The 23,626-nt window shown below is 72.4% G+C and carries 22 protein-coding genes; 5 read left to right on the forward strand and 17 right to left on the reverse strand.

All coding sequences use genetic code 11. The annotated features are described in order from the left end of the window. Window positions 1-322 precede the first annotated feature (322 nt). Complete coding sequence (ftsY, locus tag ABEB09_RS08270; RefSeq protein ID WP_345688612.1) at window positions 323-1,549, reverse strand: signal recognition particle-docking protein FtsY; 1,227 nt, start codon at window positions 1,547-1,549, stop codon at window positions 323-325. Between the two features lie 135 nt (window positions 1,550-1,684). Here ftsY and ABEB09_RS08275 point away from each other — a divergent pair, with 135 nt between their 5' ends. Beyond that, window positions 1,685-3,157 (forward strand): purine-cytosine permease family protein, encoded by a 1,473-nt coding sequence (locus ABEB09_RS08275; RefSeq protein ID WP_345688614.1) that lies wholly within the window; start codon window positions 1,685-1,687, stop codon window positions 3,155-3,157. A 43-nt stretch (window positions 3,158-3,200) separates the two neighbouring features. Here the strand turns inward: ABEB09_RS08275 and ABEB09_RS08280 are convergent, their stop codons facing one another. The 4 genes from ABEB09_RS08280 to ABEB09_RS08295 all read right to left on the reverse strand — a co-directional run bounded on the left by ABEB09_RS08280 (window position 3,201) and on the right by ABEB09_RS08295 (window position 9,490). Continuing rightward, the gene (locus ABEB09_RS08280) at window positions 3,201-4,616 is read right to left on the reverse strand and encodes a sugar porter family MFS transporter (RefSeq protein ID WP_345688616.1); all 1,416 of its coding nucleotides are present in this window, start codon (window positions 4,614-4,616) and stop codon (window positions 3,201-3,203) included. A gap of 210 nt (window positions 4,617-4,826) precedes the next feature. Beyond that, window positions 4,827-8,381, reverse strand: a complete 3,555-nt coding sequence (smc, locus tag ABEB09_RS08285; RefSeq protein WP_345688618.1) for a chromosome segregation protein SMC — start codon at window positions 8,379-8,381, stop codon at window positions 4,827-4,829. A gap of 213 nt (window positions 8,382-8,594) precedes the next feature. Next, window positions 8,595-8,807, reverse strand: a complete 213-nt coding sequence (locus ABEB09_RS08290) for a hypothetical protein (RefSeq protein ID WP_345688621.1) — start codon at window positions 8,805-8,807, stop codon at window positions 8,595-8,597. A gap of 401 nt (window positions 8,808-9,208) precedes the next feature. Next, window positions 9,209-9,490, reverse strand: a complete 282-nt coding sequence (locus ABEB09_RS08295; protein WP_345688623.1) for an acylphosphatase — start codon at window positions 9,488-9,490, stop codon at window positions 9,209-9,211. 170 nt (window positions 9,491-9,660) lie between these two features. Here ABEB09_RS08295 and ABEB09_RS08300 point away from each other — a divergent pair, with 170 nt between their 5' ends. Next, a complete protein-coding gene (locus tag ABEB09_RS08300) occupies window positions 9,661-10,479 on the forward strand; it encodes a CAP domain-containing protein (protein WP_345688625.1) in 819 nt (272 codons plus the stop codon). An 87-nt stretch (window positions 10,480-10,566) separates the two neighbouring features. On the opposite strand, the gene ABEB09_RS08305 is transcribed toward ABEB09_RS08300, so the two are convergent. Beyond that, the gene (locus ABEB09_RS08305) at window positions 10,567-11,160 is read right to left on the reverse strand and encodes a flavodoxin family protein (RefSeq protein WP_345688627.1); all 594 of its coding nucleotides are present in this window, start codon (window positions 11,158-11,160) and stop codon (window positions 10,567-10,569) included. A gap of 108 nt (window positions 11,161-11,268) precedes the next feature. Here ABEB09_RS08305 and ABEB09_RS08310 point away from each other — a divergent pair, with 108 nt between their 5' ends. Then, window positions 11,269-11,679 carry a winged helix-turn-helix transcriptional regulator gene (locus ABEB09_RS08310; RefSeq protein WP_345688629.1) on the forward strand — a complete coding sequence of 137 codons (411 nt, stop codon included), beginning with the start codon at window positions 11,269-11,271 and terminating at the stop codon, window positions 11,677-11,679. A gap of 36 nt (window positions 11,680-11,715) precedes the next feature. Here the strand turns inward: ABEB09_RS08310 and mutM are convergent, their stop codons facing one another. From mutM to ABEB09_RS08355, 9 genes are all read right to left on the reverse strand, one after another. Beyond that, entirely contained in the window at window positions 11,716-12,591 is an 876-nt protein-coding gene (gene mutM / locus ABEB09_RS08315) for a bifunctional DNA-formamidopyrimidine glycosylase/DNA-(apurinic or apyrimidinic site) lyase (protein WP_345688631.1), read from the reverse strand. Window positions 12,592-12,723: 132 nt separating this feature from the next. Further along, the gene (gene rnc, locus ABEB09_RS08320; RefSeq protein ID WP_345688633.1) at window positions 12,724-13,566 is read right to left on the reverse strand and encodes a ribonuclease III; all 843 of its coding nucleotides are present in this window, start codon (window positions 13,564-13,566) and stop codon (window positions 12,724-12,726) included. Window positions 13,567-13,585: 19 nt separating this feature from the next. Beyond that, the gene (rpmF, locus tag ABEB09_RS08325) at window positions 13,586-13,759 is read right to left on the reverse strand and encodes a 50S ribosomal protein L32 (protein ID WP_003957604.1); all 174 of its coding nucleotides are present in this window, start codon (window positions 13,757-13,759) and stop codon (window positions 13,586-13,588) included. Between the two features lie 2 nt (window positions 13,760-13,761). Beyond that, window positions 13,762-14,367, reverse strand: coding sequence for a YceD family protein (locus tag ABEB09_RS08330; RefSeq protein WP_345688637.1), 606 nt, complete (start codon window positions 14,365-14,367; stop codon window positions 13,762-13,764). Between the two features lie 186 nt (window positions 14,368-14,553). Continuing rightward, window positions 14,554-15,624, reverse strand: a complete 1,071-nt coding sequence (locus ABEB09_RS08335) for a F0F1 ATP synthase subunit B (protein WP_345688639.1) — start codon at window positions 15,622-15,624, stop codon at window positions 14,554-14,556. 99 nt (window positions 15,625-15,723) lie between these two features. Beyond that, window positions 15,724-16,233 (reverse strand): pantetheine-phosphate adenylyltransferase, encoded by a 510-nt coding sequence (gene coaD / locus ABEB09_RS08340; RefSeq protein WP_345688641.1) that lies wholly within the window; start codon window positions 16,231-16,233, stop codon window positions 15,724-15,726. Continuing rightward, window positions 16,230-16,814: a 16S rRNA (guanine(966)-N(2))-methyltransferase RsmD gene (rsmD, locus tag ABEB09_RS08345; protein ID WP_345688643.1), complete on the reverse strand. Its 585-nt coding sequence runs from the start codon at window positions 16,812-16,814 to the stop codon at window positions 16,230-16,232. Before rsmD ends, coaD begins: the two co-directional genes overlap by 4 nt. Before the next feature lie 82 nt (window positions 16,815-16,896). Continuing rightward, window positions 16,897-19,077 (reverse strand): ATP-dependent DNA helicase RecG, encoded by a 2,181-nt coding sequence (recG, locus tag ABEB09_RS08350; RefSeq protein ID WP_345688645.1) that lies wholly within the window; start codon window positions 19,075-19,077, stop codon window positions 16,897-16,899. Between the two features lie 114 nt (window positions 19,078-19,191). Next, a complete protein-coding gene (locus ABEB09_RS08355) occupies window positions 19,192-20,793 on the reverse strand; it encodes a DAK2 domain-containing protein (RefSeq protein ID WP_345688647.1) in 1,602 nt (533 codons plus the stop codon). 248 nt (window positions 20,794-21,041) lie between these two features. Here ABEB09_RS08355 and rpmB point away from each other — a divergent pair, with 248 nt between their 5' ends. Then, a complete protein-coding gene (rpmB, locus tag ABEB09_RS08360; protein WP_003957616.1) occupies window positions 21,042-21,227 on the forward strand; it encodes a 50S ribosomal protein L28 in 186 nt (61 codons plus the stop codon). Window positions 21,228-21,338: 111 nt separating this feature from the next. Here rpmB and thiD read toward each other — a convergent pair whose 3' ends face one another. Then, window positions 21,339-22,139, reverse strand: coding sequence for a bifunctional hydroxymethylpyrimidine kinase/phosphomethylpyrimidine kinase (thiD, locus tag ABEB09_RS08365; RefSeq protein ID WP_345688649.1), 801 nt, complete (start codon window positions 22,137-22,139; stop codon window positions 21,339-21,341). Next, entirely contained in the window at window positions 22,136-23,098 is a 963-nt protein-coding gene (locus tag ABEB09_RS08370; RefSeq protein WP_345688651.1) for a thiamine-phosphate kinase, read from the reverse strand. The genes thiD and ABEB09_RS08370 overlap by 4 nt, the downstream gene beginning before the upstream one ends. 278 nt (window positions 23,099-23,376) lie before the next feature. Here ABEB09_RS08370 and ABEB09_RS08375 point away from each other — a divergent pair, with 278 nt between their 5' ends. Then, on the forward strand, window positions 23,377-23,610 hold the full coding sequence (locus tag ABEB09_RS08375; RefSeq protein ID WP_345688653.1) for an Lrp/AsnC family transcriptional regulator: 234 nt from the start codon (window positions 23,377-23,379) through the stop codon (window positions 23,608-23,610). Window positions 23,611-23,626 lie beyond the last annotated feature (16 nt).

The raw sequence follows: 23,626 nt of genomic DNA on the forward strand, positions 1-23,626 counted from the left end.
GATTGGCGACGCAGCAACGCTTCGCTCTCATGGGCCCGAGCGAGCCAATCTGAGCACGTGACCCCCGGGCCGCCCCCGGACCCACCCACCGTCGTGGCGCGCAGGGGGCGGGCCCTCAGGCCGGGGGCCGTTCCTCGTTGTGCCCACCCGTTCCGCCCCTGGCGGAACGCATGCCCACAGCAGGAACGGCGCGGCAGCCCACAACGACGGAACGGCGGCACGGCGGCACCGCGGCGCCGGCCCGCAACGGCGGAACGGCGGTGCCGGCCCACAACCGCGGAATGGTGGCGGCAGTCGAGGTGGGCCGGCAGGCGCGGAGAGGTCAGTCGCCGATCAGGGCGTCGACGAAGGCTTCCGGTTCGAAGGGGGCCAGGTCGTCGGGGCCCTCGCCGAGGCCGACGAGCTTGACCGGGACGCCCAGCTCGCGCTGGACGGCCACGACGATGCCGCCCTTGGCGGTGCCGTCCAGCTTGGTCAGCACGATGCCGGTGATGTCGACGACCTCGGCGAAGACGCGCGCCTGGACCAGGCCGTTCTGGCCGGTCGTGGCGTCCAGGACGAGGAGCACCTCGTCCAGCGGGCCGTGCTTCTCCACGACGCGCTTGACCTTGCCCAGCTCGTCCATGAGACCGGTCTTGGTGTGCAGGCGGCCGGCGGTGTCGATCAGGACGACGTCGGCGCCCTCCGCGATGCCCTCCTTCACCGCGTCGAACGCGATGGAGGCCGGGTCGCCGCCCTCGGGCCCGCGCACGGTGCGGGCACCGACGCGCTCGCCCCAGGTCTGGAGCTGGTCGGCGGCGGCGGCGCGGAAGGTGTCGGCGGCGCCCAGGACGACGGAGCGCCCGTCGGCGACCAGGACGCGGGCCAGCTTGCCGGTGGTGGTGGTCTTGCCGGTGCCGTTGACGCCGACGACCATGACGACGCCCGGTGTGTCCGTACCGCTCTCGGTCTTCACCGAGCGGTCGAAATCGGTGCCGAGAAGGGTGAGGAGTTCCTCGCGCAGCAGGGTGCGCAGCTCGGCGGGCGTACGGGTGCCGAGGACCTTCACGCGTTCGCGCAGCCGCTCGACGAGCTCCTGGGTGGGGGCGACGCCGACGTCCGCGGTGAGGAGGGTGTCCTCGATCTCCTCCCAGGTCTCCTCGTCGAGGTGCTCGCGGGAGAGCAGGGTGAGCAGCCCCTTGCCGAGGGAGTTCTGGGACCGGGCGAGCCGGGCGCGGAGCCGGACCAGGCGGCCGGCGGTCGGCTCGGGGACCTCGATCTCGGGGGCCGGGGGCGCGGCCATGACGGGGTCCTCGAGGGCCTGCGGCTCCTCGACGATCTCCTCGGCGGTCGGGAGGTCGACCTCCTCGATGGTCCGGCGTGGCTCTTCGCGGAGTGTCTCCGCCTCGTCACCGACGTGCGGCTCGGCGGGCGGAGCGGTGATGGTCGGCGTGGCCGACGGGGCCTCGGGGCGCGGCAGCTGCTTCTGCTTGCGGCCGCTCACCACGAGGTAGCCGGTCAGTCCGACCGCGACCAGGGCGATGACTACAGCAAGGATGACGTATTCCATAACGCGTCCAGTATCGGCCACAGCCGCGGCCGGGAGCCGTTGGTGAAAGGATCCACCAGCGCCGTAGCGCATCATTTGCGGCTTTTGGCCGGTATGTACGATATGCAGGTCCCGTCCCCGCCCAGGGAGCTGCCCATGCCGGACACGCCCTCCGAAGGCCCCCGGAGCACGGAAGGCGCGGTGGAGACGCGCGGTCTGGAGCCCGTACCGGACTCCGAACGCACCGGCCACGTCCGTGAGCTGTTCCCGACGTGGGTGGCGGCGAACATCAGTGTGCTTCTGCTCACGGTCGGCGCCGGACTGGTCGTCTTCCACGGGCTGAACCTGTGGCAGGTGCTGGTCGTGGCGGTGACGGCGCCCCTGATGTCGTACGGGATCGTGGGGGCGATCTCCATCGCGGGGAAGCGGGGCGGGGCGCCGGGGATGGCGCTGTCGCGGGCGGTGTTCGGGCAGCGCGGCAATCTCTTCCCGGGCGCGCTGATCTGGGTGGCACGCTGGGGCTGGGAGACGATCAACGCGGTGACCGGCTCGTACGCGCTGCTGGCGGTGCTGGACCTGCTGTTCGGGGTGCGGAGCAGTACGCCGCTGATCGTCGTGACGCTGCTGCTGTTCGTGGGGGCGACGTTCGCGGTCTCGGGGCTGGGGATCGGCGCGGTCCACGTGTGCGGCCGGTGGTCGACGTATCTCTTCGGTGCGTTCTCGGTGCTGGTGCTGATCCATCTGCTCGTGGAGACGGACTGGGCCGCGGTGTTCGGCCGGCCCGAGGGGTCGAACGCGCTGATGGTGGTCGGGATCGGGACGCTCGCGGCGGGCGGGATCAGCTGGGTGCCGTCGGCGCCGGACTTCACGCGCTATCTGCCGCGTTCGTCGTCGGGCGGGGCGATGGTGGGCTCGACGGTCGGGGGCGCGGTGCTGGTGACGGTGCCGATGGTGCTGATGGGCGGGGTGATGGCGGTGTCGACGCCCGACCTGGCGTCGACGCGGGACCCGGTGGGGTTCATCGGTGAGCGGCTGCCGGCCTGGCTGTCGGTGCCGTACCTGCTGCTGGCGCTGGCGGGCATGGTGCTGATCAACGCGATGTCGATGTACTCGGCGGGCTTCACCGCGCAGACGCTCGGGGTGCGGCTGCCGCGGGCGTGGGCGGTGAGCGTGAACGCGGTGATCAGCCTGGTGGGGGGTGTGCTGCTGATGCTGGTGGCGACGAGCTTCCTGGGGTCGTTCCTGTCGTTCCTGACGCTGCTGGGGGTGGCGTTCTCGGCGTGGATCGGGGTGTTCGGCGTCGACATGCTGCGGCGCACGTCGTACGACGGGGCCGCGCTGCTGGACACCTCGCGCACGAGTGCCTACTGGTACCGGGGCGGGTTCGCGTGGCGGGCGATGGCGGCGTGGGGCACGGCGCTGGTGGTGGGGCTGCTGTTCACGCGGGTCGACTGGTTCGCCGGGCCGCTGTCGGGGACGTGGCCGGGCCGCAACGGCCTCGGCTGGGTGGTGACGATCGCGGTGGCGGCGCTGCTGTACGGGGTGCTGGGCCACCGGCGCCCTCGGCGTCGTACCCCTGCCGCCGGGCGTCGCTCCCGCAGACGGGCACTGCCCCGGCTCAGCGGGTGAGCCGGGGCAGTGTTCCGTGATCGAGGAGAGGGGCAGCGGGGAATTAGCCCATCTCCTCCAACGCCTTGCCCTTGGTCTCCTTCACGAACTTGAGCACGAAGGGGATGGAGAGCACGGCGAAGACCGTGTAGATGAGGTAGGTGCCGGAGAGGTTCCACTCGGCGAGCGAGGGGAAGCTCGCGGTGATCACCCAGTTGGCGACCCACTGGGCGGATGCGGCGACGCCGAGGGCGGCGGCGCGGATCCGGTTGGGGAACATCTCGCCGAGGAAGACCCAGACCACCACGCCCCACGAGAGGGCGAAGAAGAGGACGAAGGTGTGGGCGGCGATCAGGGCGACGACGCCCTGCGTGCCGGGCAGCTTGCCGTCGACCAGGTCGGCGGAGAAGGCCCAGGCCTCCAGGGCGAGGGCGGCCGCCATACCGGCGGAGCCGACGAGGGCGAGCGGCCGGCGGCCGACGCGGTCGACGAGGACCATGGCGATCACGGTGCCGATGATGTTGATGATCGACGTGGTGAACGAGTAGAGGAACGAGCTGGACGGGTCGACGCCGACGGACTGCCAGAGCGTGGCGGAGTAGTAGAAGGCGACGTTGATGCCGACGAGCTGCTGGAAGACCGACAGCCCGATGCCGACCCAGACGATCGGCAGGAGGCCGAAGCGGCCGCCGAGCAGGTCCTTGAAGGTGGACTTGTGCTCGCTGTGCATGGCGGTCTCGATCTCGGTGACGCGCGCGTCGAGGTCGACGGCGTGGCCCTCGACCTCGGCCAGGACCTCGCGGGCGCGGTCCGTGCGGCCGACGGAGATCAGGAAGCGCGGCGACTCGGGGATCGCGAAGGAGAGCAGGCCGTACAGGACGGCCGGGACGACCATGACGCCGAGCATCCACTGCCAGGCCTCCAGGCCGGCGATCTCGCCGCGCTGGTCGCCGTCGGCGAGGTTGAGGATGGCCCAGTTGACCAGCTGCGAGACGGCGATGCCGATGACGATGGCGGCCTGCTGGAAGGCGCCGAGGCGGCCTCGGTACGCGGCGGGGGCGACCTCGGCGATGTAGGCGGGGCCGATCACGGACGCCATGCCGATGGCGAAGCCGCCGACGACGCGCCAGAAGGCCAGGTCCCACAGCGAGAAGGGGAGGGCGGAGCCGACGGCGCTGACGGTGAAGAGCGCGGCGGCGATCTGCATGCAGCGGATGCGGCCGATGCGGTCGGCGATGCGGCCGGCGGTGGCGGCGCCGATGGCGCAGCCGATCAGGGCGACGGCGATGACCTGGGCCAGGGTCCCGGAGCCGATGTCGTAGCGGTCCCGGATGGCTTCGACGGCGCCGTTGATGACGGAGCTGTCGTAGCCGAAGAGGAATCCGCCCATCGCGGCGGCGGCCGTGATGAAGATGACGTGGCTGAGATGGTCCGGGTGCGCCTGGCGGGCACCCGATGCCGGTTGCGTGGTGCTGGTCACGTGTACTCCTGGGCCCGGCACCGTCGCCGGGCATGGGGGGCGAGCCCTTCCAGTGGCGCACAACCTCACGCCGCCCACCACCTGAAGGTAAAAGCAACGTTGCAGAGACTATGCCTTCAAGTTTCGAAGTCAATAGCTCATGTCATGTGACTTCATGCGCACAGTTTCAGCCAGTGCCTTCAGGACTTGAACAAAGCGAGGTGAGCGGGCTCAGCGCAGCCGCTGGCTGATGACCTTCGATACGCCGTCACCCTGCATCGATACGCCGTACAGGGCGTCCGCGACCTCCATGGTCCGCTTCTGGTGCGTGATGACGATCAGCTGGGAGCTCTCCTGGAGCTCCTGCATGATCCGGATCAGCCGCTGGAGGTTGGTGTCGTCGAGCGCGGCCTCGACCTCGTCCATCACGTAGAACGGGCTCGGCCGCGCCTTGAAGATCGACACGAGCATGGCGACGGCCGTCAGCGACCGCTCCCCGCCGGAGAGCAGCGACAGCCGCTTGACCTTCTTGCCGGGCGGCCGGGCCTCGACGTCCACGCCCGTGGCGAGCATGTTGTCCGGGTCGGTCAGCACGAGCCGCCCCTCGCCCCCGGGGAAGAGCCGCGAGAAGACGCCCTCGAACTCGCGGGCCGTGTCGCGGAACGCCTCGGTGAAGACCTGCTCGACGCGCTGGTCGACCTCCTTGACCACCTGGAGCAGGTCGGCGCGGGTCTTCTTCAGGTCCTCCAGCTGTTCCGAGAGGAACTGGTGGCGCTCCTCCAGGGCCGCGAACTCCTCCAGGGCGAGCGGGTTCACCTTGCCGAGCTGCTGGTAGGCGCGCTCGGCGGCCTTCAGGCGCTTCTCCTGATCGGCGCGGACGAACGGCCGCGGCCGGTTGCGCGGGTGCGCCGGGTCGTCGGGCAGCTCCTCGCCCTCGGCCGGCGGCGCGGGCGGTACGGGCTGGTCGGGGCCGTACTCGGCGACGAGCCCCGCGGGCTCCACGCCCAGCTCCTCCAGCGCCCTGGTCTCCAGCTGCTCGATCCGCAGCCGCTTCTCGGCGCCCAGCACCTCACCCCGGTGCACGGAGTCGGTGAGCTTGTCCAGTTCGGCCTTCAGGTCCCGGCCGGCCGCGCGGGCCGCCGCGAGGTCCTGTTCGCGGGCCGCCTTGGCCGCCTCGGCGGCGGACCGTTCCTGCTCGGCCCGTACGACGGACACCTCGATGTGCGCGAGAAGCGCGCGGGCGCCGGCGGCGACTGCCGTGGCGACCTCCGCCTCGTGGCGCAGCCGGGCGCGGCGCCGCTCGGCGCGGGCACGGGCCTCGCGTTCGGCGCGGGCACCACGGTCCAGGGCGTCGGCCCGGCCGGCCAGGGCCTTGACGCGCTCCTCGTGGGTGCGGAGCTGGAGGCGAGCCTCCATCTCGGTCTGACGGGCGTTGGCACCGTCGGCGGAGAGCCGGTCGCGCACCGAGGTGTCGGGCTCCTCATCGGCGGGGGTCTCCTCGGCGACGAGGAGCCGTTCGGCCAGTTCCTCGGCGTCCTCGGTGGCCTTCTCCAGCGCCTCCTGGGCGCGGGCGACGGCGGCGTCGGCGCGCTCGGCCTCGCCGGCGGCGCCCCGTGCCTGCCCCGCCAGGCGGCCGAGTTGCTGGGCGACGGCCGACTTCTCCCGGTCGGCGGCCCGGCGCCGCTCCCCCAGCTCCTCGACGCGCGTGGCGCAGGCGCGCCGCCGCTCGGCCGCCTCCTGCTGCCGTACGGCGAACTCCTCGCAGCGTACGGCCAGCTCGGCCAGCTCCGCCGCGGCCTCGTCCACGGAGGCCTGCACCTCCAGGAGGCTGGGCACGCCGGCGGACCCGCCCTGTGCGAAGTGGGCACCCAGGACGTCGCCCTCAGCGGTGACGGCGGTCAGCCCCGGCCGCGCGTAGACGAGGTCCTCGGCGTCCTCCAGGGTGCCGACGACGGCCACGTCCCGCAGCAGGCGCCGCACGGCGGGCATCAGCTCGTCGGGGCCGCGCACCAGATCGGCGGCGTACCGGACGCCCGGCACGCGGGGCGGGTCCTCGTCGTGCCCGGGGAGGCCGCCGAGGAGCAGTGCGGCGCGGCCGGCGTCCTGCTTGCGCAGCAGCCGGATGGCCTCGGCGGCGGTGGCGGGGCCGTTGACGGCGACGGCGTCGGCGGCCGCGCCGAGTGCGGCGGCGACCGGCACTTCGTGGCCGGGAGTGACGGTGAGGAGTTCGGCGGCGGGGCCGAGCAGTCCGGTGAGCCGGTCGGCGGCGCCGAGGAGTGCGCCGGTTCCGTCCTTGCGGCGCAGGCCGAGGGCCAGCGCGTCGTGCCGGGCCTGGGTGGCGGCGCGGCGGCGTTCGGCGGCGGTGGCGGCCTCGCGGGCGGCGGTGAGCGTGGCCTCGGCGTCGGCGAGGTCGGCCTTGGCGGCCTCGTGGGCCTCGGCGAGTTCGGCGTCGTCGGCGTCGAGCCCGTCGACCTCGGCCCTGAGTCGTTCGTACTCCTCCTGGGCCGCCGCGGCCCGCTCGCGTGCCTCGTCGCGGGTGGCGGTCAGCCGTTCGATCTCGGCCTGGGCGGAGGCGGCCCGGGAGCGGGCGGCGCCGACCTGGCCGGTGAGCCGGGCCAGGTGTTCGCGGCGGTCGGCGATGGCGCGGGCGGCGTCCTTGAGGCGGCGCTCCTCGGCGACGAGGGCGCGCTCCAGTTCGGCGCGGTGGGCGACGGTGTCCTCCAGGGCGCGCTGGGCGGCCTCCAGGGCGGCGGCCAGCTCCGCCTCCTGCTCGCGGATGCGGGCGGCTTCGCGCTCCATGTCCTCGGGGTCGCGGCCGCGCCGTTCCTCGACGGGCTGCGCGGTGGCGCTCTTGACCCGGGCCTCCGCCAGGGAGATCGTGCCGCGCACCCGCTCGGCGAGCTGCGACAGCTCGTGCCAGGTCTGCTGGGCGCGCCGGAGGCGGGGCGTGAGGCGCCGCACCTCGTCCTCCAGGGCGGTCTCGCGGGCGAGTGCGGCCCGCAGCTCCGCCTCGGCCTGCTCCTTGCGCTCCTTGAGCGCCGCCTCGTCGGCGATCTCGGCCCGCAGGGCCTCCCGGAGCCGTACGAGGTCGTCGGCGAGCAGGCGCAGCCGGGCGTCGCGCAGGTCGGCCTGGATGACGGCGGCGCGGCGTGCGACGGCGGCCTGGCGGCCGAGGGGTTTGAGCTGGCGGCGCAGTTCGTCGGTGAGGTCCTGGACGCGGGCGAGATTGGCCTGCATGGCGTCCAGCTTGCGCAGCGCCTTTTCCTTGCGCTTTCGGTGCTTGAGAACACCGGCGGCCTCTTCGATGAAGGCGCGGCGGCCCATGGGGTCGGCGTGCAGAACGGAGTCGAGCTGGCCCTGCCCGACGATCACGTGCATTTCCCGGCCGATACCGGAGTCGCTGAGGAGTTCCTGGATGTCGAGAAGACGGCAGGTGTCGCCGTTGATCTGGTATTCGCTGCCGCCGTTGCGGAACATGATCCGCGTAATGGTGACCTCGGCGTAGTCGATCGGCAGGGCGCCGTCGGAGTTGTCGATGGTCAGGGACACCTCGGCGCGGCCCAGGGGCGGGCGGCCGGTGGTGCCGGCGAAGATGACGTCCTCCATCTTGCCGCCGCGCAGGGATTTGGCGCCCTGTTCCCCCATGACCCACGAGAGCGCGTCGACGACATTCGACTTGCCCGAGCCGTTGGGCCCGACGACACAGGTGATGCCCGGCTCGAACCGCAGGGTGGTGGCCGAGGCGAACGATTTGAATCCGCGGAGGGTCAGGGCCTTGAGGTGCACGCCGCGGACTCTACCTGGCGGGTTTCGTTTGACCCATGAACGTGCAGGGCAGATCAGTCGGTAAGCACGGCCCGTACGGTGGCGGACACTCGGGTGAACACGGGGGGCGGAAAAGAAAGAAGGGACGCCGGAGCGTCCCTTGCATATCTGATCTCGCGAGAGTGTTTCTCACCGTCCCGCAGGTCCAAGTGCTACGGGGTTCCCTTGCGGGGGTCAGGTGAGCGCAGGCTCGCCCTTGGGTACGTCGATGTCGATGCCGTCGAGCAGCGGCTCGCGGTGTGCGGCGGCAGCGGTGAGCGCGTCGTTCTCGGACTGGATCCGTACCAGCTCGGACTCCAGGTCCTGTACGCGCTGCTGAAGCCGTCGCATCTCGGCGAGCAGTCGCGGGTCGGTACCGCCGACATAACCGAGAAGCGCCTTTGCCATGATGGATGGTCCTCCACACTGAGTGACCGACCGAAGCGGTGTGGGTCGTGAGGGAATCGCACCCGCGGTGCTCGGCAGTACGTGGTGCCGCTGCGGTTCTTACTGCCAAACAGCTAAGGTGCGCGGGGCTTCCAGAGTCTCACCAAAAAGTTTGACGGTCAACACGATCACGCCCCGTATCAAAGGGCTACCGGGGGTCCGCGGCCGCGGAAGATGCGGCGGCGCCTCGCGCGCGGTGCCCTGAGGGGCTTGGAGATCATCCTTGCGCGCCGGGACGGCCACCACAACCCCTTCTCGGCAATCACCTGGTCATTTCCGTCCCATGCGACCGCGCGCACGGCGGTGGAGGAAGCTCGCGCCGTGCGCCGCGCGCCCCCTTATAGGGGCCGCATTCAAGATCGTCAGCGGACTTCGAAGCCCTGGTATCCGCCGCGCGGCGTGTCCCAGATCTCAGTGACTCCGTCGACGCGCCCGGGTGTGTCGTCGGAGCGCAGCCACTCCAGCAGACGGTGGCAATTCTCACGTGGCCCTTCGGCGACGACCTGTACGCGGCCGTCGTCGAGATTGAGGGCGAACCCGGTCAGCTCGCCGATCTCCAGTGCATTCGCCCTGGTGAACCAGCGGAAGCCCACTCCCTGTACTCGGCCGCGCACCCAGGCGGTGAACCGTGCGTCGTCATTCATGGCTGCACGCTAACCGGCCAATTGGTTCCGCATCACTTCACCCCCGCGTGTCATGGCGTACAGTCCCGACGCAATGAGCCTCACCCGTTCGGGCGCATCCCACCGGTATCACCGGTCGCGCGGCCCGGGCGGCGGACGGTGACAGCAGGAGCAGCAGGAAGGCAGAGCAGATGGGACGCCATCGCCGGAGGAAGCGGGCCGCCGTTCCGGTACGCACGGGGTTGCTCGGCGCCTCCGCGGCCATGGCGATGGGTGCCGTGGCCGTCGCGTCGGGGCTGCTGCCCGGCGGGGACACGTTCACGCTCGGCAGCGGTTCGCAGGGGAAGCAGGTGAGCTCCGGCGATTCCGCGCTGAACACGCAGGGCGGCTCCACGGCCGTGCCCACGAGCAGCCCGGTCTCGTCGCCGTCCCGCAGCGCCACGCCGACCCTCACGCCGTCGAAGGCGCCCGCGCCGAAGCCGGCCGCGCCCTCGCCCGCGCCGCCGAAGAAGACGAAGGCCCCGGAGCCCACGAAGCCGGCTCCGTCCCCGACCCCGACCCGTACGCGTACGGCGGCGCCGCTCCCGGCGAAGACCTCCGCGGAGGCGGCCGCGCAGACGGTGACGAGCCGGGAGGCCGCGGCCGAGGCGGCCGTCCTGGACCTGGTCAACCAGGAGCGCGCCAGGGCCGGCTGCAGCCCGCTGCGCGCCTCGTCGGACCTGACGTCGCTGGCCCGGGCGTTCAGCCAGGACATGGCGGCGCGCGACTTCTTCTCGCACACGGACCCCGACGGGGACGGTCCGTGGGACCGGGCGGCCCAGGCCGGTGTCGAGGGGCTGGGCGGCGAGAACATAGCGCGCGGCCAGGCCGACGCCGCCGCGGTGATGGACGCCTGGATGAACAGCGAGGGCCACCGCGCGAACATACTGAACTGCGATTTCACGACGCTGGGTGTCGGCGTGCACTTCGGGGACGGCGGTCCCTGGTGGACGCAGAACTTCGGCTTCTGACGAGTCGAGCGCCGGCTCGCGCTTCCGGTACGCCCGAGGGCCCCGTCACCGCTGTGGTGACGGGGCCCTCGGGCGTTGCGCGGTGCCTCAGGCGGCCGCGGTGGCGGCGCGGCCCGCGGCGAAGGTGCGGGCGGTCTCGGCGACGCGGCGGCCCAGGTGCTCGGCGGTCGCGATGTCGGCCTTGTGCACGGCGTCGGGGCCCTCGTCGTTGTTCGACTGGGCGCCCGCGCCGGCGAAGATGCCCAGGCGGTTGAGGTCGTACTCCGACGCGGTGCTGGCGTTCCAGCCCGGCTTCAGGCCCAGGTTCACCCAGTGCATGCCGTGCTGGGCGGCGAGGATCTGGAAGAACTGCAGGGTGTGCAGCTTGTCGCCGCTCTTCGACCCCGAGTTGGTGAAGCCGGCGGCCAGCTTGTCGCGCCAGGTGTCGGTGAACCACCGCTTGGAGGTGGCCTCGGCGAAGGTGTGGAAGGCGCCGGACGCGGTGCCCATGTAGGTGGGCGAGCCGAAGACGATCGCGTCGGAGGCGTCGAGCAGTTCCCAGTCGCTCTCCGTGAGGGCGTCGACCGCGACGAGGTGGACGGTGGCGCCGGTGGAGGCGGCGCCGTCGCGGACGGCCTCGGCGAGGACGGCGGTGTGGCCGTATCCGGAGTGGAAGGCGATGGAGACGACGGGCGTGGTCACGGTGGTGCTCCCTGGGTCGGCGTGGCGTCGGGTGACACCAGAAGGAAAGCACTAACTTTTTGAAAGCGCAACCCATTGGTTAGCGCTGTGGGGGCGTATGGTGGTGGTATGGATGAAGCGGTAGTGGAAGCAGCGGCGAGGACGCCCGTCGACGACGACCTGCCGTTCGACGTGTTCGCGAAGCGGTGCCCGTCGCGCGGGACGCTGGAGCATGTGACCGGGCGCTGGGGCGGTCTGACCCTCGGTGCCCTGTACGAGGGAAGCCTCCGCTTCAACGAGCTGCGGCGGCGGGTGGACGGCGTCAGCGAGAAGATGCTCTCCCAGACGCTGCACGCGCTGGAGCGCGACGGACTGGTGCACCGCGAGGCCCAGCCGACGAACCCGCCGCGCGTGGACTACGAGCTGACGCCCCTCGGCCGGGACGTCGCCGAGCGGCTGCTGGGCCTCATCCACCTCGTGGAGGGCCGGATGCCCGAGGTGCTGGCGGCACGCGAGCGGTACGACGCGGCGCACGACTGACGGCGGCGCGCCCGTCGGTGCGGTGCTCTGCGGTCGTTACGCGCGCGGGGCGACGCGCGTGATGCGCGGCGGGCGCTGGCAGCTCGGGCAGAAGTAGCTGGACCGGTTCATCCACGGGCGGCGCCGTATCGGCGTACCGCAGCGGCCGCACGGCTCGCCCTCGCGCCCGTAGGCGTCCAGGGAGCGGTCGAAGTACCCGGACTCGCCGTTCACATTGACGTACAGGCTGTCGAAGCTGGTCCCGCCGACCTCCAGGGCCGCGCGCATCACGTCCCGCACATGGCCGAGCAGCTCCAGCGACCGCGGCCGCGTGAAGCCGGCCGTCGGCCGGTCGTAGTGGAGGCGGGAGCGCCACAGCGCCTCGTCCGCGTAGATGTTGCCGACGCCGCTGATCAGCGTCTGGTCGAGCAGGGCCCGCTTGATCGTCGTACGGCGCAGGCGCAGCGCGCGGTGGAAGGCCTCGTCGTCGAAGGCGGTGTCCAGCGGGTCGCGCGCGATGTGCGCGATGACGTCGGGCAGCCCGTCCGGGGTGTTGTCGTGGAGCGAGAGGCCGCCGAAGGTGCGCTGGTCGACGAAGCGCAGCTCGGTGCCGAGCGCGTCGTCGAACCGGAGGCGGATCCGCAGGTGCTTCTCGTCGGGCGCCCCCGCGGGCTGCACGAGCAGCTGACCGCTCATGCCGAGGTGGCCCAGCACCGAGGCGTCCGTGTCCTCCAGCGGCAGCCACAGGTACTTGCCGCGCCGCTGCGCCACGCCGATGCGGTGGCCCTTCAGCCGGGCGGCGAAGTCCTCACCGCCCCCGAGGTGCCGCCGCACGGCCCGCGGGTGCAGCACCTCGACGGAGGCGACCGTGCGTCCGCTCACCCAGCGCTCCAGCCCACGCCGTACGACCTCGACCTCGGGCAACTCGGGCACGGTACGACTCCTCGGAACAGCGGGCCGGCCCGGGGACGAGGGGCCGGCAGGCCGACCCGGGACGGGCCGGCGGGGAAAAGCCGGGAAGCCCCGCCGTACCAGGAGGTACGACGGGGCGGGAAGCGTGCGCCCTCAGGACGTGCCGCTGGGGGCCGCGACGTCCGGCTGGTCCGTCGCGTCCGCCGGGGCATCGGGCCCGGGAGAGGTGTCGGCGGCCTCTCCCGCCTCGGCAGCGGCCTTCGCCGCCGCCTCGCGTTCGTCCGCAGCGGCCCGGATGGCCCGCCAGGCGGACTCCGCGGCCTGCTGCTCCGCTTCCTTCTTGCTGCGGCCGGTGCCGGTGCCGTACGAGACACCACCGACGCGGGCAGCAGCAGTGAAGGTCTTCTCGTGGTCCGGCCCGGTCTCGGTGACCAGGTACTCCGGAACGCCAAGGCCCTCGGCCGCCGTCAGTTCCTGGAGACTGGTCTTCCAGTCCAGGCCCGCGCCGAGGTTCGAGGACTTCTCGATCAGCGGGTCGAAGAGCCGGTGCACCAGCTCGGACGCCGCGTCGAGGCCCTGGTCGAGATAGACCGCGCCGATCACCGCTTCCAGGGTGTCGGCGAGGATGGATGCCTTGTCCCGGCCTCCGGTGCCCTCTTCACCACGGCCGAGCCGGATGAAGGAGCCCAGGTCGAGGCCGCGGCCGACCTCCGCCAGCGCACGCGAGTTGACCACCGCGGCCCGCAGCTTGGCCAGCTGGCCTTCGGGCAGGTCGGGGTGGGTGCGGTACAGCGTGTCCGTGACCACCAGGCCGAGCACGGAGTCCCCGAGGAACTCCAGCCGCTCGTTGGTGGGCAGACCGCCGTTCTCGTACGCGTACGAACGGTGGGTCAGCGCACGCACCAGAAGGGCGGACTCGACCTGGTAGCCGAGCCGCCCTTCCAGAAGCGTGTGGGACGAGGCCGTGTTCTCCGCCTGCTTCCTGGCGTCAGACATCGCGCCTCTCACCAGCCGCTCAGACCGCGAGGACCTGGCGCTTGTTGTACGTGCCGCAGCTGGGGCACGCGATGTGCTGCTGCTTCGGCTCCTGGCAACGCTCGCACGAAACCAGGGTGGGGACCGCAGCCTTCCACTGCGACCGGCGGTGGCGCGTGTTGCTGCGCGACATCTTCCGCTTCGGAACAGCCACGGCTACTTCTCCTGCTTCTCGTCGACGCCCGCTTCGGCGCCGCTCATGTTGTCCTTCTCACCGGTTCCGAGTGAATCGGCGAGTCCCTGCAGTGCCGCCCAACGCATGTCGACGGCGTCGTGGTGGTGGTCCGGGTCGTCGTTCAGGTTGACCCCGCACTCGGGGCACAGTCCCGCACAGTCCTCCCGGCACACCGGCTGCATCGGCAGTGCGAGCACCACCGCGTCACGCAGCACGGGTTCGAGGTCGAACATGCCGTCCTCGAGGGGGGTCATGTCCTCGTCGTCCTCGGCATCGTCGTCCGCGGCCGCCTTGCGGTGGCCCCGGTCATCGGTGTCGGGGTACGAGAACATCTCCTGGAAGTCCGCCACGACGTCGAGGCGCAGCGACTCCAGACACCTTACGCACTCCCCCTCGGCCTCCGCACGGGCGGTGCCTGTGACGAGCACCCCTTCCATGACGGACTCGAGGCGGAGCTCCAGCTCGACGGGCGAGCCCTCCGGTACGCCGACGACTCCGTCGAGGCCGAGGTCCGCGGGGGCCTCGACGTCGCGGGTGAGCCGCTGGAGGGCACCGGGACGCCGCCCCAGCTCGTGCGTGTCGAACACGAGGGGGTTGCGGTGGTCGAGGCGCGTACTCAGGGCTCTTCCTGCTTTCGGAATCGTGAAGGGGGCCACCCCCTCATACCGGGAGGGCGAAGGTGGGCAGCCGGGATCGCGGGCGTACTCGCGACCGAAGAGCCAGGATACTGGACGCTTCGCTCAGGGCCCAATCCGGTCGGTCGCCGCGGTGGCTCAGTGACCTTGTTCGTAGCGGCGCAGCTGCTCCAGGTCGATCATGCTCGTGTCGAAGAAGCTGGTCTCGTCCAGCGCGGCCGTGGGCTGCTGGGTCTGGTGCGGGTGAGGGACCTGGGGCTGCTGGTAGGCGTACGGGTCCGGCTGCTGGCCGTACCCGCCCTGGTCGTAGCCCTGGCCGTAGGCCTGCTGCTGGTACGCGTAGGGGTCCTGCTGGTAGGCGTACGCGTCCTGGGGCTGGTGGGGCTGCTGGTAGCCGTACGGGTCCGGCTGGTGGGCCGGCTGGGGCGGGAGCTGCTGGGGTACGGCGGCAGCGGCGGGCGCGGCGGCCGGCTCGGGGTCGGCCAGCTCGGCGAGGCCCGCCAGGTAGTCGGCGTCGCTGGTGTGCGGCGCCTGGGGGCCGGCGGCGTCCTGGGCGGCCATGTGCGCGCCGAGGTCGTCCGAGGCGATCCGGCCGTGCAGCTTCTGCCGGCCGCGCCCGACGGCCTCCAGGGTCTTGCTGAGGACCGCCTCGAAGGCGCCCAGCTTGGCGTCCACGTACTCGTCGGCCCGCTGGATCAGGGTCCGGGGGTCGGAGCTGTACTCGGGGGCGTCCTCGTCGGCGTACCCGTGCTCGTCCAGGCCGGGGCCGCGGCCGAGCAGCTTCTCGCGGCCGCGGTCGACGGAGCCGATGGTCTTGGTGAGGACGACCTCGAAGTTGGCCAGCTTGGAGTCGACGTAGTCGTCGGCCTCGGCGCGGATCTCCTCGGCCTCGCGGCGGGCCTCGGCGAGGATGCGGTCGGCCTCCTCCTGGGACTGCCGGGCGACCTGGGTGTCGGAGATCAGCGAGCCGCGCTCGGCGTGGGCCGCCTGGATGATCCGCTCGGCCTCCTGGCGGGCCTGCTCGACCAGCTGCTCGCGGCCGCCGATCAGCTCCTGGGCCTGGGCCAGGGAGCCGGGCAGGGCCTGGCGCACCTCTTCGAGCATGGCGAGCAGCTCGGCGCGGTTGACCACGCAGGAGGCCGACATGGGCATGGAACGGGCGTTCCCGACCGCCTCGACGATCTCGTCGAGCTTCTTCTGCACGTCCACCGTGTGCTCGCCACTTCCTACAGCCGGATTGGAGACGGATGGGACGACTGTACGGCCAGTCGGCGCCCGTCCGACACCATGTGACGATCTGTCAGAGGATCACTGCTGGCGCAGGCGCGCGACCAGGGCCTCGTGGACGATCGGCGGCAGCAGGTGCGACACGTCGCCGCCCCACGCGGCGACCTCCTTGACCAGCGAGGAGGACAGGAAGCTGTAGGTGGGGTTGGTCGGCACGAAGAGCGTCTCGACGCCGGAGAGGCCGTTGTTCATCTGGGCCATCTGCAGTTCGTAGTCGAAGTCGCTGACGGCGCGCAGGCCCTTGACGATGGCGGGGATGTCGCGCTCCTTGCAGAAGTCCACGAGGAGGCCGTGGTGCGACTCGACCACCACGTTGTCGTACTCCTGCGTGACCTGCCGGATCATGTCCATCCGCTCCTCGACGGTGAACAGGCCCTTCTTGGACTGGTTGATCATCACCGCCACGTGCACGACGTCGTAGAGCTTGGAGGCGCGGGCGATGATGTCGAGGTGTCCGTTGGTGATGGGGTCGAACGACCCCGGACAGACTGCTCGGCGCAACTGAAGTCCCTCGCTCTCCGGTCCGGTCATGGTGCGTCTTCGCACGTAGAGGCGGCGCGACCGTACCAAAACGTTCCCTCGCCGTAGCGACGGGCCCGAAGCGGCTCGAACCCCGGGGGCCAGCCGAATTCCCCGCCTCTGGTGCTGCGCTCCACGGTGACGAGGGCATCCTCCGCGAGCCAGCCCTCAGAGCGGAGTGTGAGGAGGATCTCTCGAAGATCGTCGTCCGAGACCGCGTACGGGGGGTCGAGGAAGACCGCGTCGTACGGCGCCGCGGGCGCGGGTCCCGTGACGATCTGCTCCGCCCTCCCGGTGCGGACCTCGGCGCCGGGGAGGCCCAGCGCGCGGACGTTCTCGCGGACCGTGCGGGCGGCGCGGGCGTCGGCCTCGACGAGCAGGGCGTGCGAGGCGCCCCGGGACAGCGCTTCGAGGCCCACGGCGCCGGAGCCGGCGTACAGGTCGGCGACGCGGATGCCGTCGAGCGTGCCGAGCAGGGACTGCCAGGTGGAGAACAGGCCCTCGCGTGCCCGGTCGGAGGTGGGGCGGGTGCCGTTGCCGGGCGGTACGGCCAGGCGGCGTCCGCCGGCGGCGCCGGCGATCACGCGGGTCATGTCGGTCCTCTTCGGTGGTTCGCGGCTCGCTTGCCTCCCACGATATGGGCTGGTGGGGGCAACAGCGTGCCGGTGGAGGAGGTCAGCCCTTGTCGAGGTACCGCTCGCGCTCCTTGTCGACGAGGGCGTCGAGGGCGGTGCGCAGCTCCGGCAGGTGTTCCAGGTCGGGGTCGGCGGCGACGACGGCGGTGGCCTCGGCGCGGGCGGCGGCGATGACCTCCTCGTCCTCGATGACGGCGAGCATCCGCAGCGAGGAGCGGGCCCCGGACTGGGCCTGGCCGAGGACGTCGCCCTCGCGGCGCTGTTCGAGGTCGATCCGGGACAGCTCGAAGCCGTCGAGGGTGGCGGCGACGGCGTTGAGGCGCTGGCGGGCCGGACCGGCCTCCGGCATGTCCGTGACGAGCAGGCACAGGCCGGGTGCGGAGCCCCGGCCGACGCGGCCGCGCAGCTGGTGCAGCTGGGAGACGCCGAACCGGTCGGCGTCCATGATGACCATGACGGTGGCGTTCGGGACGTTGACGCCGACCTCGATGACGGTCGTCGCGACGAGGACGTCGGCCTCCCCGGCGGCGAAGCGCCGCATGACGGCGTCCTTGTCGTCGGGGTGCATACGGCCGTGGAGGACCTCGACGCGCAGCCCGGCGAGGGGGCCGCGGGCGAGCTGCTCGGCGACCTCGGTGACGGCCAGGGGCGGGCGCTTCTCGGCGGCGTCCTCGGGGGACTTCTTCTTCGCGGAGCCGTTCTCGTCCTCGTCGTCGCCGATGCGGGGGCAGACGACGTACGCCTGGTGGCCGCCCTCCACCTCCTCGCGCACGCGCTCCCAGGCGCGGGCCAGGAAGTGCGGCTTGTCCTGGGCGGGCACGACATGGCTGGCGATCGGCGAACGGCCCGCGGGCAGCTGGTCCAGGACGGAGGTCTCCAGGTCGCCGAAGACGGTCATGGCGACCGTGCGCGGGATGGGCGTGGCGGTCATGACGAGCAGGTGCGGGGGCTGCTTGCCCTTGCCGCGCAGGGCGTCGCGCTGTTCGACGCCGAAGCGGTGCTGTTCGTCGACGACGACCAGGCCGAGGTCGTGGAACCGGACCTTGTCCTCGATCAGCGCGTGCGTGCCGACGACGATGCCAGCCTCGCCGGTGACCAGGTCGAGCAGGGCCTGGCGGCGGGCGGCGGCGCCCATGGAGCCCGTGAGCAGCACGACCTTGGTGCCCTGGTCGGCGCCGCCGAGCATCCCGCCCTCGGCGAGGTCGCCCATCATCTCGGTGATGGACCGGTGGTGCTGCTGGGCCAGGACCTCGGTGGGGGCGAGCATGGCCGCCTGGCCGCCGGCGTCGACGACGGCGAGCATGGCGCGCAGGGCGACGAGGGTCTTGCCGCTGCCGACCTCGCCCTGGAGGAGTCGGTGCATGGGGTGTTCGGTGGCGAGGTCGTCGAAGATCTCCTTGGAGACCGCGCGCTGGCCGTCGGTGAGCGTGAAGGGCAGCCGGGCGTCGAACGCGTCGAGCAGGCCGCCGGGCGTGGGCGTGCGCGGCACGGCCGGGAGCTGTGTGTCGGCGAACCGGCGGCGGGCCAGGGCCACCTGGAGGACGAACGCCTCGTCCCACTTCAGCCGCTCGCGGGCGGCGGAGATGTCGGCCTTGCTGCGCGGGCGGTGGATCCTGTGCAGCGCGTCCGGCAGGTCCGTGAGGCCGCGGCCCTCGCGCAGGGCGGGTGGCAGCGGGTCGACGGCGTCCCGGGCGCGGGGCAGCACGGCGTCGACCGCCTTGGCGATCTTCCAGGACTCCAGCTTGGTGGTGGCCGGGTAGATCGGGATGAGGGCCCCGGCCCAGGCGTCGACGGCCTCGCCGCCGTCGCCGCGCAGCAGCTCGTACGCGGGGTGGGCCAGCTGGAGCTTGCGGTTGAACAGCGACACCTTGCCGGCGAACATCGCGCGCGTGCCCGGCAACAGCTCCTTGTGGGGCTTGTGGACGCCCTTGCCGAAGAAGACCAGTTGGAGCCGTCCGCTGCCGTCGGTGATGGTCACCTCCAGGCGCTGGCCGCGGCCCCGGGCCGAGTTGAAGGTCAGCACCCGCGCGTCGGCGACCTGCGCCACGACCGTGACGTGCTCGTCGAGCGGGAGGTCCGACAGCGTGGTCAGCTCGCCGCGCTCGGCGTAGCGCCGCGGGTAGTGGTGCAGCAGGTCGCCGACCGTGTGGAGGTCGAGGTGCTCGGCCATGACCTTGGCCGTGGCGGGCCCCAGCACCTTGCCCAGCGGCTCACTCAGCACGGCAGCCCTCCTCCTCGTACTCGCCCCGGCGCGCGCTGCGCGGGGTCCGGGGTCGCCCGGGACAACACAGCCATTCCACACCACGCCACTGACAGTCCGGGCGGTACGACCCGGCTACTCGACGCCGATCAGCAGCGGGGCCGCCTGGCGGCCGCCGTGGTAGACGCAGGTGTCGACCGCGAGGTGCCGGTCGCGGACGTGGGTCTCCAGGCGCTCGGCGAGGCCGGCCGGGGCGTCGTCGGCGAGGACGAGGGTGACCAGCTCGCCGCCGGCGGCGAGCATCCGGTCCAGGACCGTCTCGGCGGTCTCCGCCAGGTCCTGGCCGATGACGGCGACGTCGCCGTCGATGAGGCCCAGGACGTCGCCTGCCTGGCAGACGCCGGCCGACGTGAACGACTGGTGCTCGGCGACGGCCAGTTCGCCGTAGCGGGTGGCGCCCGCGGCGGCGGTCATGGCGACGACGTCCTCGTCGAAGCGCCGGTCCGGCTCGTGGACGGCGAGGGCCGCGATGCCCTGGACGGCGGCCCTGGTCGGGATGAGCGCCACGCGCACGCCCTCGGCGCGGGCCTGCTCGGCGGCCGCGGCGGCGGTGTGGCGCAGCTCGGCGGCGTTCGGCAGCAGCACCACCTCGCGCGCGTGGGCGCGGCGGATCGCGTCGACCAGCTCGCCGCTCGCCGGGGGCTCCCCGGGCCGGGCCAGCACGGTGGTGGCGCCGGCCTCGGTGCACAGGGCGGCGAGCCCCTCGCCGGGTACGACGGCGACCACGGCCCGCTGTATGCGCTCGGCGGGCCGGGCGGGGACCGGGTCGGCGCCGAAGTGGGTGATGCGGATGCGGTGGGGCCGGCCCGCCTCGACGCCCGCCTCCACGGCGGCGCCGGCGTCGTCCACGTGGACGTGGACGTTCCACAGCCCGTCGCCGCCCACGACGACCAGCGAGTCGCCGAGCGCGTCGAGGCGGGCGCGCAGGCGGGCCACGGCGGCGTCGTCGGCCTCCAGCAGGTAGATCACCTCGTAGGCGGGGCCGCCCGTCGCGCAGGCCTCCGCGTGCGGGGCGACCACGGCCTTCTGGTGGCGGGGCGTGCGCGCGGGCGGCTCGCCCGACACCGCCTCGACCAGTGCGCCCAGCACGGTGACGAGGCCGCGCCCGCCCGCGTCGACGACGCCGGCCTCCTCCAGCACGGCGAGCTGGCCGGGGGTGGCGTCCAGGGCGGTGCGGGCGCCCTCGTACGCGGCGCGGGCCACGGCGGCGGCGTCGGAGCCGCCGCGGGGAGCCGCCTCGGAGGCGGCGGACGCCACGCTCAGGATGGTGCCCTCCACGGGGTGGGCGACGGCCTGCCGGGCGGAGGCGGCGGCGGTGCGCAGCGCCTCGGCGAGGTGTTCTCCGTCACGTCCGCGGGCCAGCACCTCGGCCATGCCGCGCAGCAGCTGGGCCAGGATCGTGCCGGAGTTGCCGCGGGCGCCGATGAGCGCGCCGTGCGCCATGGCGTGGGAGACGTCCGCGAACCCGGGAGCGGTCCCGCCGGGATCATGGGCCTCGAAGACGGCCTCCACCGCCCGGCGGGCGGACTCCACGGTCAGGTACAGGTTGGTGCCGGTGTCCCCGTCCGCGACCGGGTAGACGTTGATCGCGTCGATCTCCTCGCGTTCCCGGCCGAGCGCGTCCAGCGCCAGCGCGCACCAGGTACGGACCGCTGCGGAGTCGACAGTCTGCGGCACCGGGTGATCCTCCTTGGGTGGGCTGCACCGCAGGGTAGACCCCGTGCGGAGGCGGGGCCCTGGGCGGGGGCCCGGCCGTCCGTGGTAGTTTCGTTCTACCGAAGCGGCCGTTGTATGCTGCTCCGGTTGCCCGATGCGAGTCGGGCCGTTCCCCGGCAACGCCACTTCAGTCACCGACCGATGTCACCGACCTGATTCCGGCTCGCCGGATTTCACTGTAAGTGCATCTGAAGTCTTTGGAGTGACCCGTGGCTGCCAACTGCGACGTCTGCGGCAAGGGGCCGGGCTTCGGCAACAACATTTCGCACTCGCACCGCCGTACGTCCCGTCGCTGGAACCCGAACATCCAGCGCGTGCGTGCCGTGGTCGGTCGGACGCCGAAGCGGCTCAACGTCTGCACCTCGTGCATCAAGGCCGGCAAGGTCTCGCGCTAAGCAACGGCTTCTCCGCGCGAGCGGAGTACCCGGCGACGTTTCGTCGTAGCGCAGCCTCTGCGTTGCCTTGAAAGCCGGTCCACCCTCGGGTGGACCGGCTTTTTGCCGTGCCTACGCGCGCAGTCGCCAGCCGTGGTCCACGGGGCCGATCCCGCCGCCCAGGGCGAAGCCCGCCGCGATCGCCCCGGTCACGTACGTCTTCGCCGCCCGGACGGCGTCCGGCACGGTGAGGCCCTTGGCGAGGCCCGCCGCGATCGCCGAGGCGAGGGTGCAGCCGGTGCCGTGGGTGTGCCGGTTGTCGTGGCGCGGCGCCCGCAGCCAGTGCTCCTCGCTGCCGTCGGTGAGCAGGTCGACGGCGTCCCCGGCGAGGTGGCCGCCCTTGATCAGCGCCCAGCGCGGCCCGTACTCGAGGATCGCCCCGGCGGCCCGCCGCAGGTCCTCCTCCCGCTCCACGCGTACGCCGGTGAGCGCGGCGACCTCGTCCAGGTTGGGCGTGGCGACGGTGGCGACGGGCAGCAGCCGCTTCCGTACGGACTCCAGGGCGGACTCGGCGAGCAGGGAGTCTCCGTGCTTGGAGACGCCGACGGGGTCGACGACGGCCGGGGCGTCCGTCCCGGCGAGGAGGGCGGCGACGGTCTCGACGAGCGGCGCGGAGGCCAGCATGCCGGTCTTCACCGCCTGGACGCCGATGTCGCCGACGACGCTGCGGTACTGGGCGCGCACGGCGTCCTCGGGCAGCTCCCAGGCGCCCTGGACGCCCAGGGAGTTCTGCGCGGTCACCGCGGTGATCACGCTCATCCCGTGGACGCCGAGGGCGAGCATGGTCTTGAGGTCGGCCTGGATGCCGGCGCCGCCACCGGAGTCGGATCCGGCGACGGTCAGCACGCGGGGCGGGGCCGTGCGGGAGGTCATTCGTGGCCGCCGAAGTGGTCCCAGCCGCCCTTGGTGTGCCAGGGGGCGCCGTCCACGGTGACCTGGGGCAGGGCGGAGGGGTTGAGGACCTCGCCGATGACCTTCCAGCGGGCGGGGAGCTTCACGTCCGGCGGGAAGGTGGCGACGATCGCGTGGTCCTCTCCCCCGGTGAGCACCCACTGGAGCGGATCGACCCCGACGGCCTGGCCGATGTCGTTCATCTGGGTCGGGATGTCGATGGCCGCGGAGCGCAGGTCGATGCGGACCTTGCTGGCCTCGGCGATGTGGCCGAGGTCGGCGATGAGGCCGTCGCTGACGTCGCACATGGCGGTGGCGCCGAGGGACGCCGCGGCGGGGCCGGCGTGGTAGGGCGGCTCGGGGCGGCGGTGGGCCTCGACGAAGGCGCGCGGGGAGCGGAAGCCGCGGGAGAGGACCGCGTATCCGGCGGCGGACCAGCCGAGCCAGCCGGTGTAGGCGACGACGTCGCCGGGCTGGGCGCCGGCGCGGGTGACGGGTTCGTGGTTGCGGAGGTCGCCGAGGGCGGTGATGGCGACGGTGATGGTGTCGCCGCGGACGACGTCGCCGCCCACGACGGCCGCGCCGGCGACCTGGCACTCGTCGCGCAGCCCGTCCATGAGCTCGCTGGGCCAGGTGGCGGGGAGTTCGGCGGGTACGACGAGGCCGAGGAGCAGCGCGGTGGGGACGGCGCCCATGGCGGCGATGTCGGCCAGGTTCTGGGCGGCGGCCTTGCGTCCGACGTCGTAGGCGGTCGACCAGTCGCGGCGGAAGTGGCGGCCCTCGACGAGGACGTCCGTGCTGGCGACCACGCGGCGGTCGGGTGCGGCGACCACGGCGGCGTCGTCGCCGGGGCCGATCCGTACCGCGGGGGTGGTGGTGAGCCGGGAGGTGAGCTCCCTGATGAGCCCGAACTCGCCGAGCTCGCCGACAGTGCCCTTCACCGAGGTTCACCTCTCCATGTCGTCGTCGGCTCACCGCGCGACCCCCCGGTCCCGGGCCCGGTGGTCCCGGGGCGGCTGCGGTCGCGAGCCGTCACTGCTGTAGGTACGGTCAGATAGACGGCCCGCGCCGTCAACTTCCGTCTTCCGTGCGCCACGCTGCGGGCACCACCGGCCGCGCAGGTCTCCCCGCGGCCCGCGGCGACGCGGTACCGTGGCGTCCCTTTCTTCCCTGGGTGATCCCGGCCCAGGATGATCCCCGTGGCCGCCCTGGAGGTTTCGTGGTACAGGCGTACATCCTGATTCAGACCGAGGTGGGGAAGGCGTCGCTCGTCGCCGAGACCATCGCGAAGATCCCCGGTGTGCTCCAGGCCGAGGACGTCACGGGTCCGTACGACGTGATCGTGCGCGCCCAGGCCGACACGGTCGACGACCTCGGCCGCATGGTGGTCGCCAAGGTCCAGCAGGTGGAAGGCATCACCCGCACGCTGACCTGCCCGGTCGTGCATCTGTAGCCCCCGTCTACGCTGA

The sequence above is a fragment of the Streptomyces coeruleoprunus genome (genome assembly GCF_039542925.1).
GTDB lineage: Bacteria > Actinomycetota > Actinomycetes > Streptomycetales > Streptomycetaceae > Streptomyces > Streptomyces coeruleoprunus.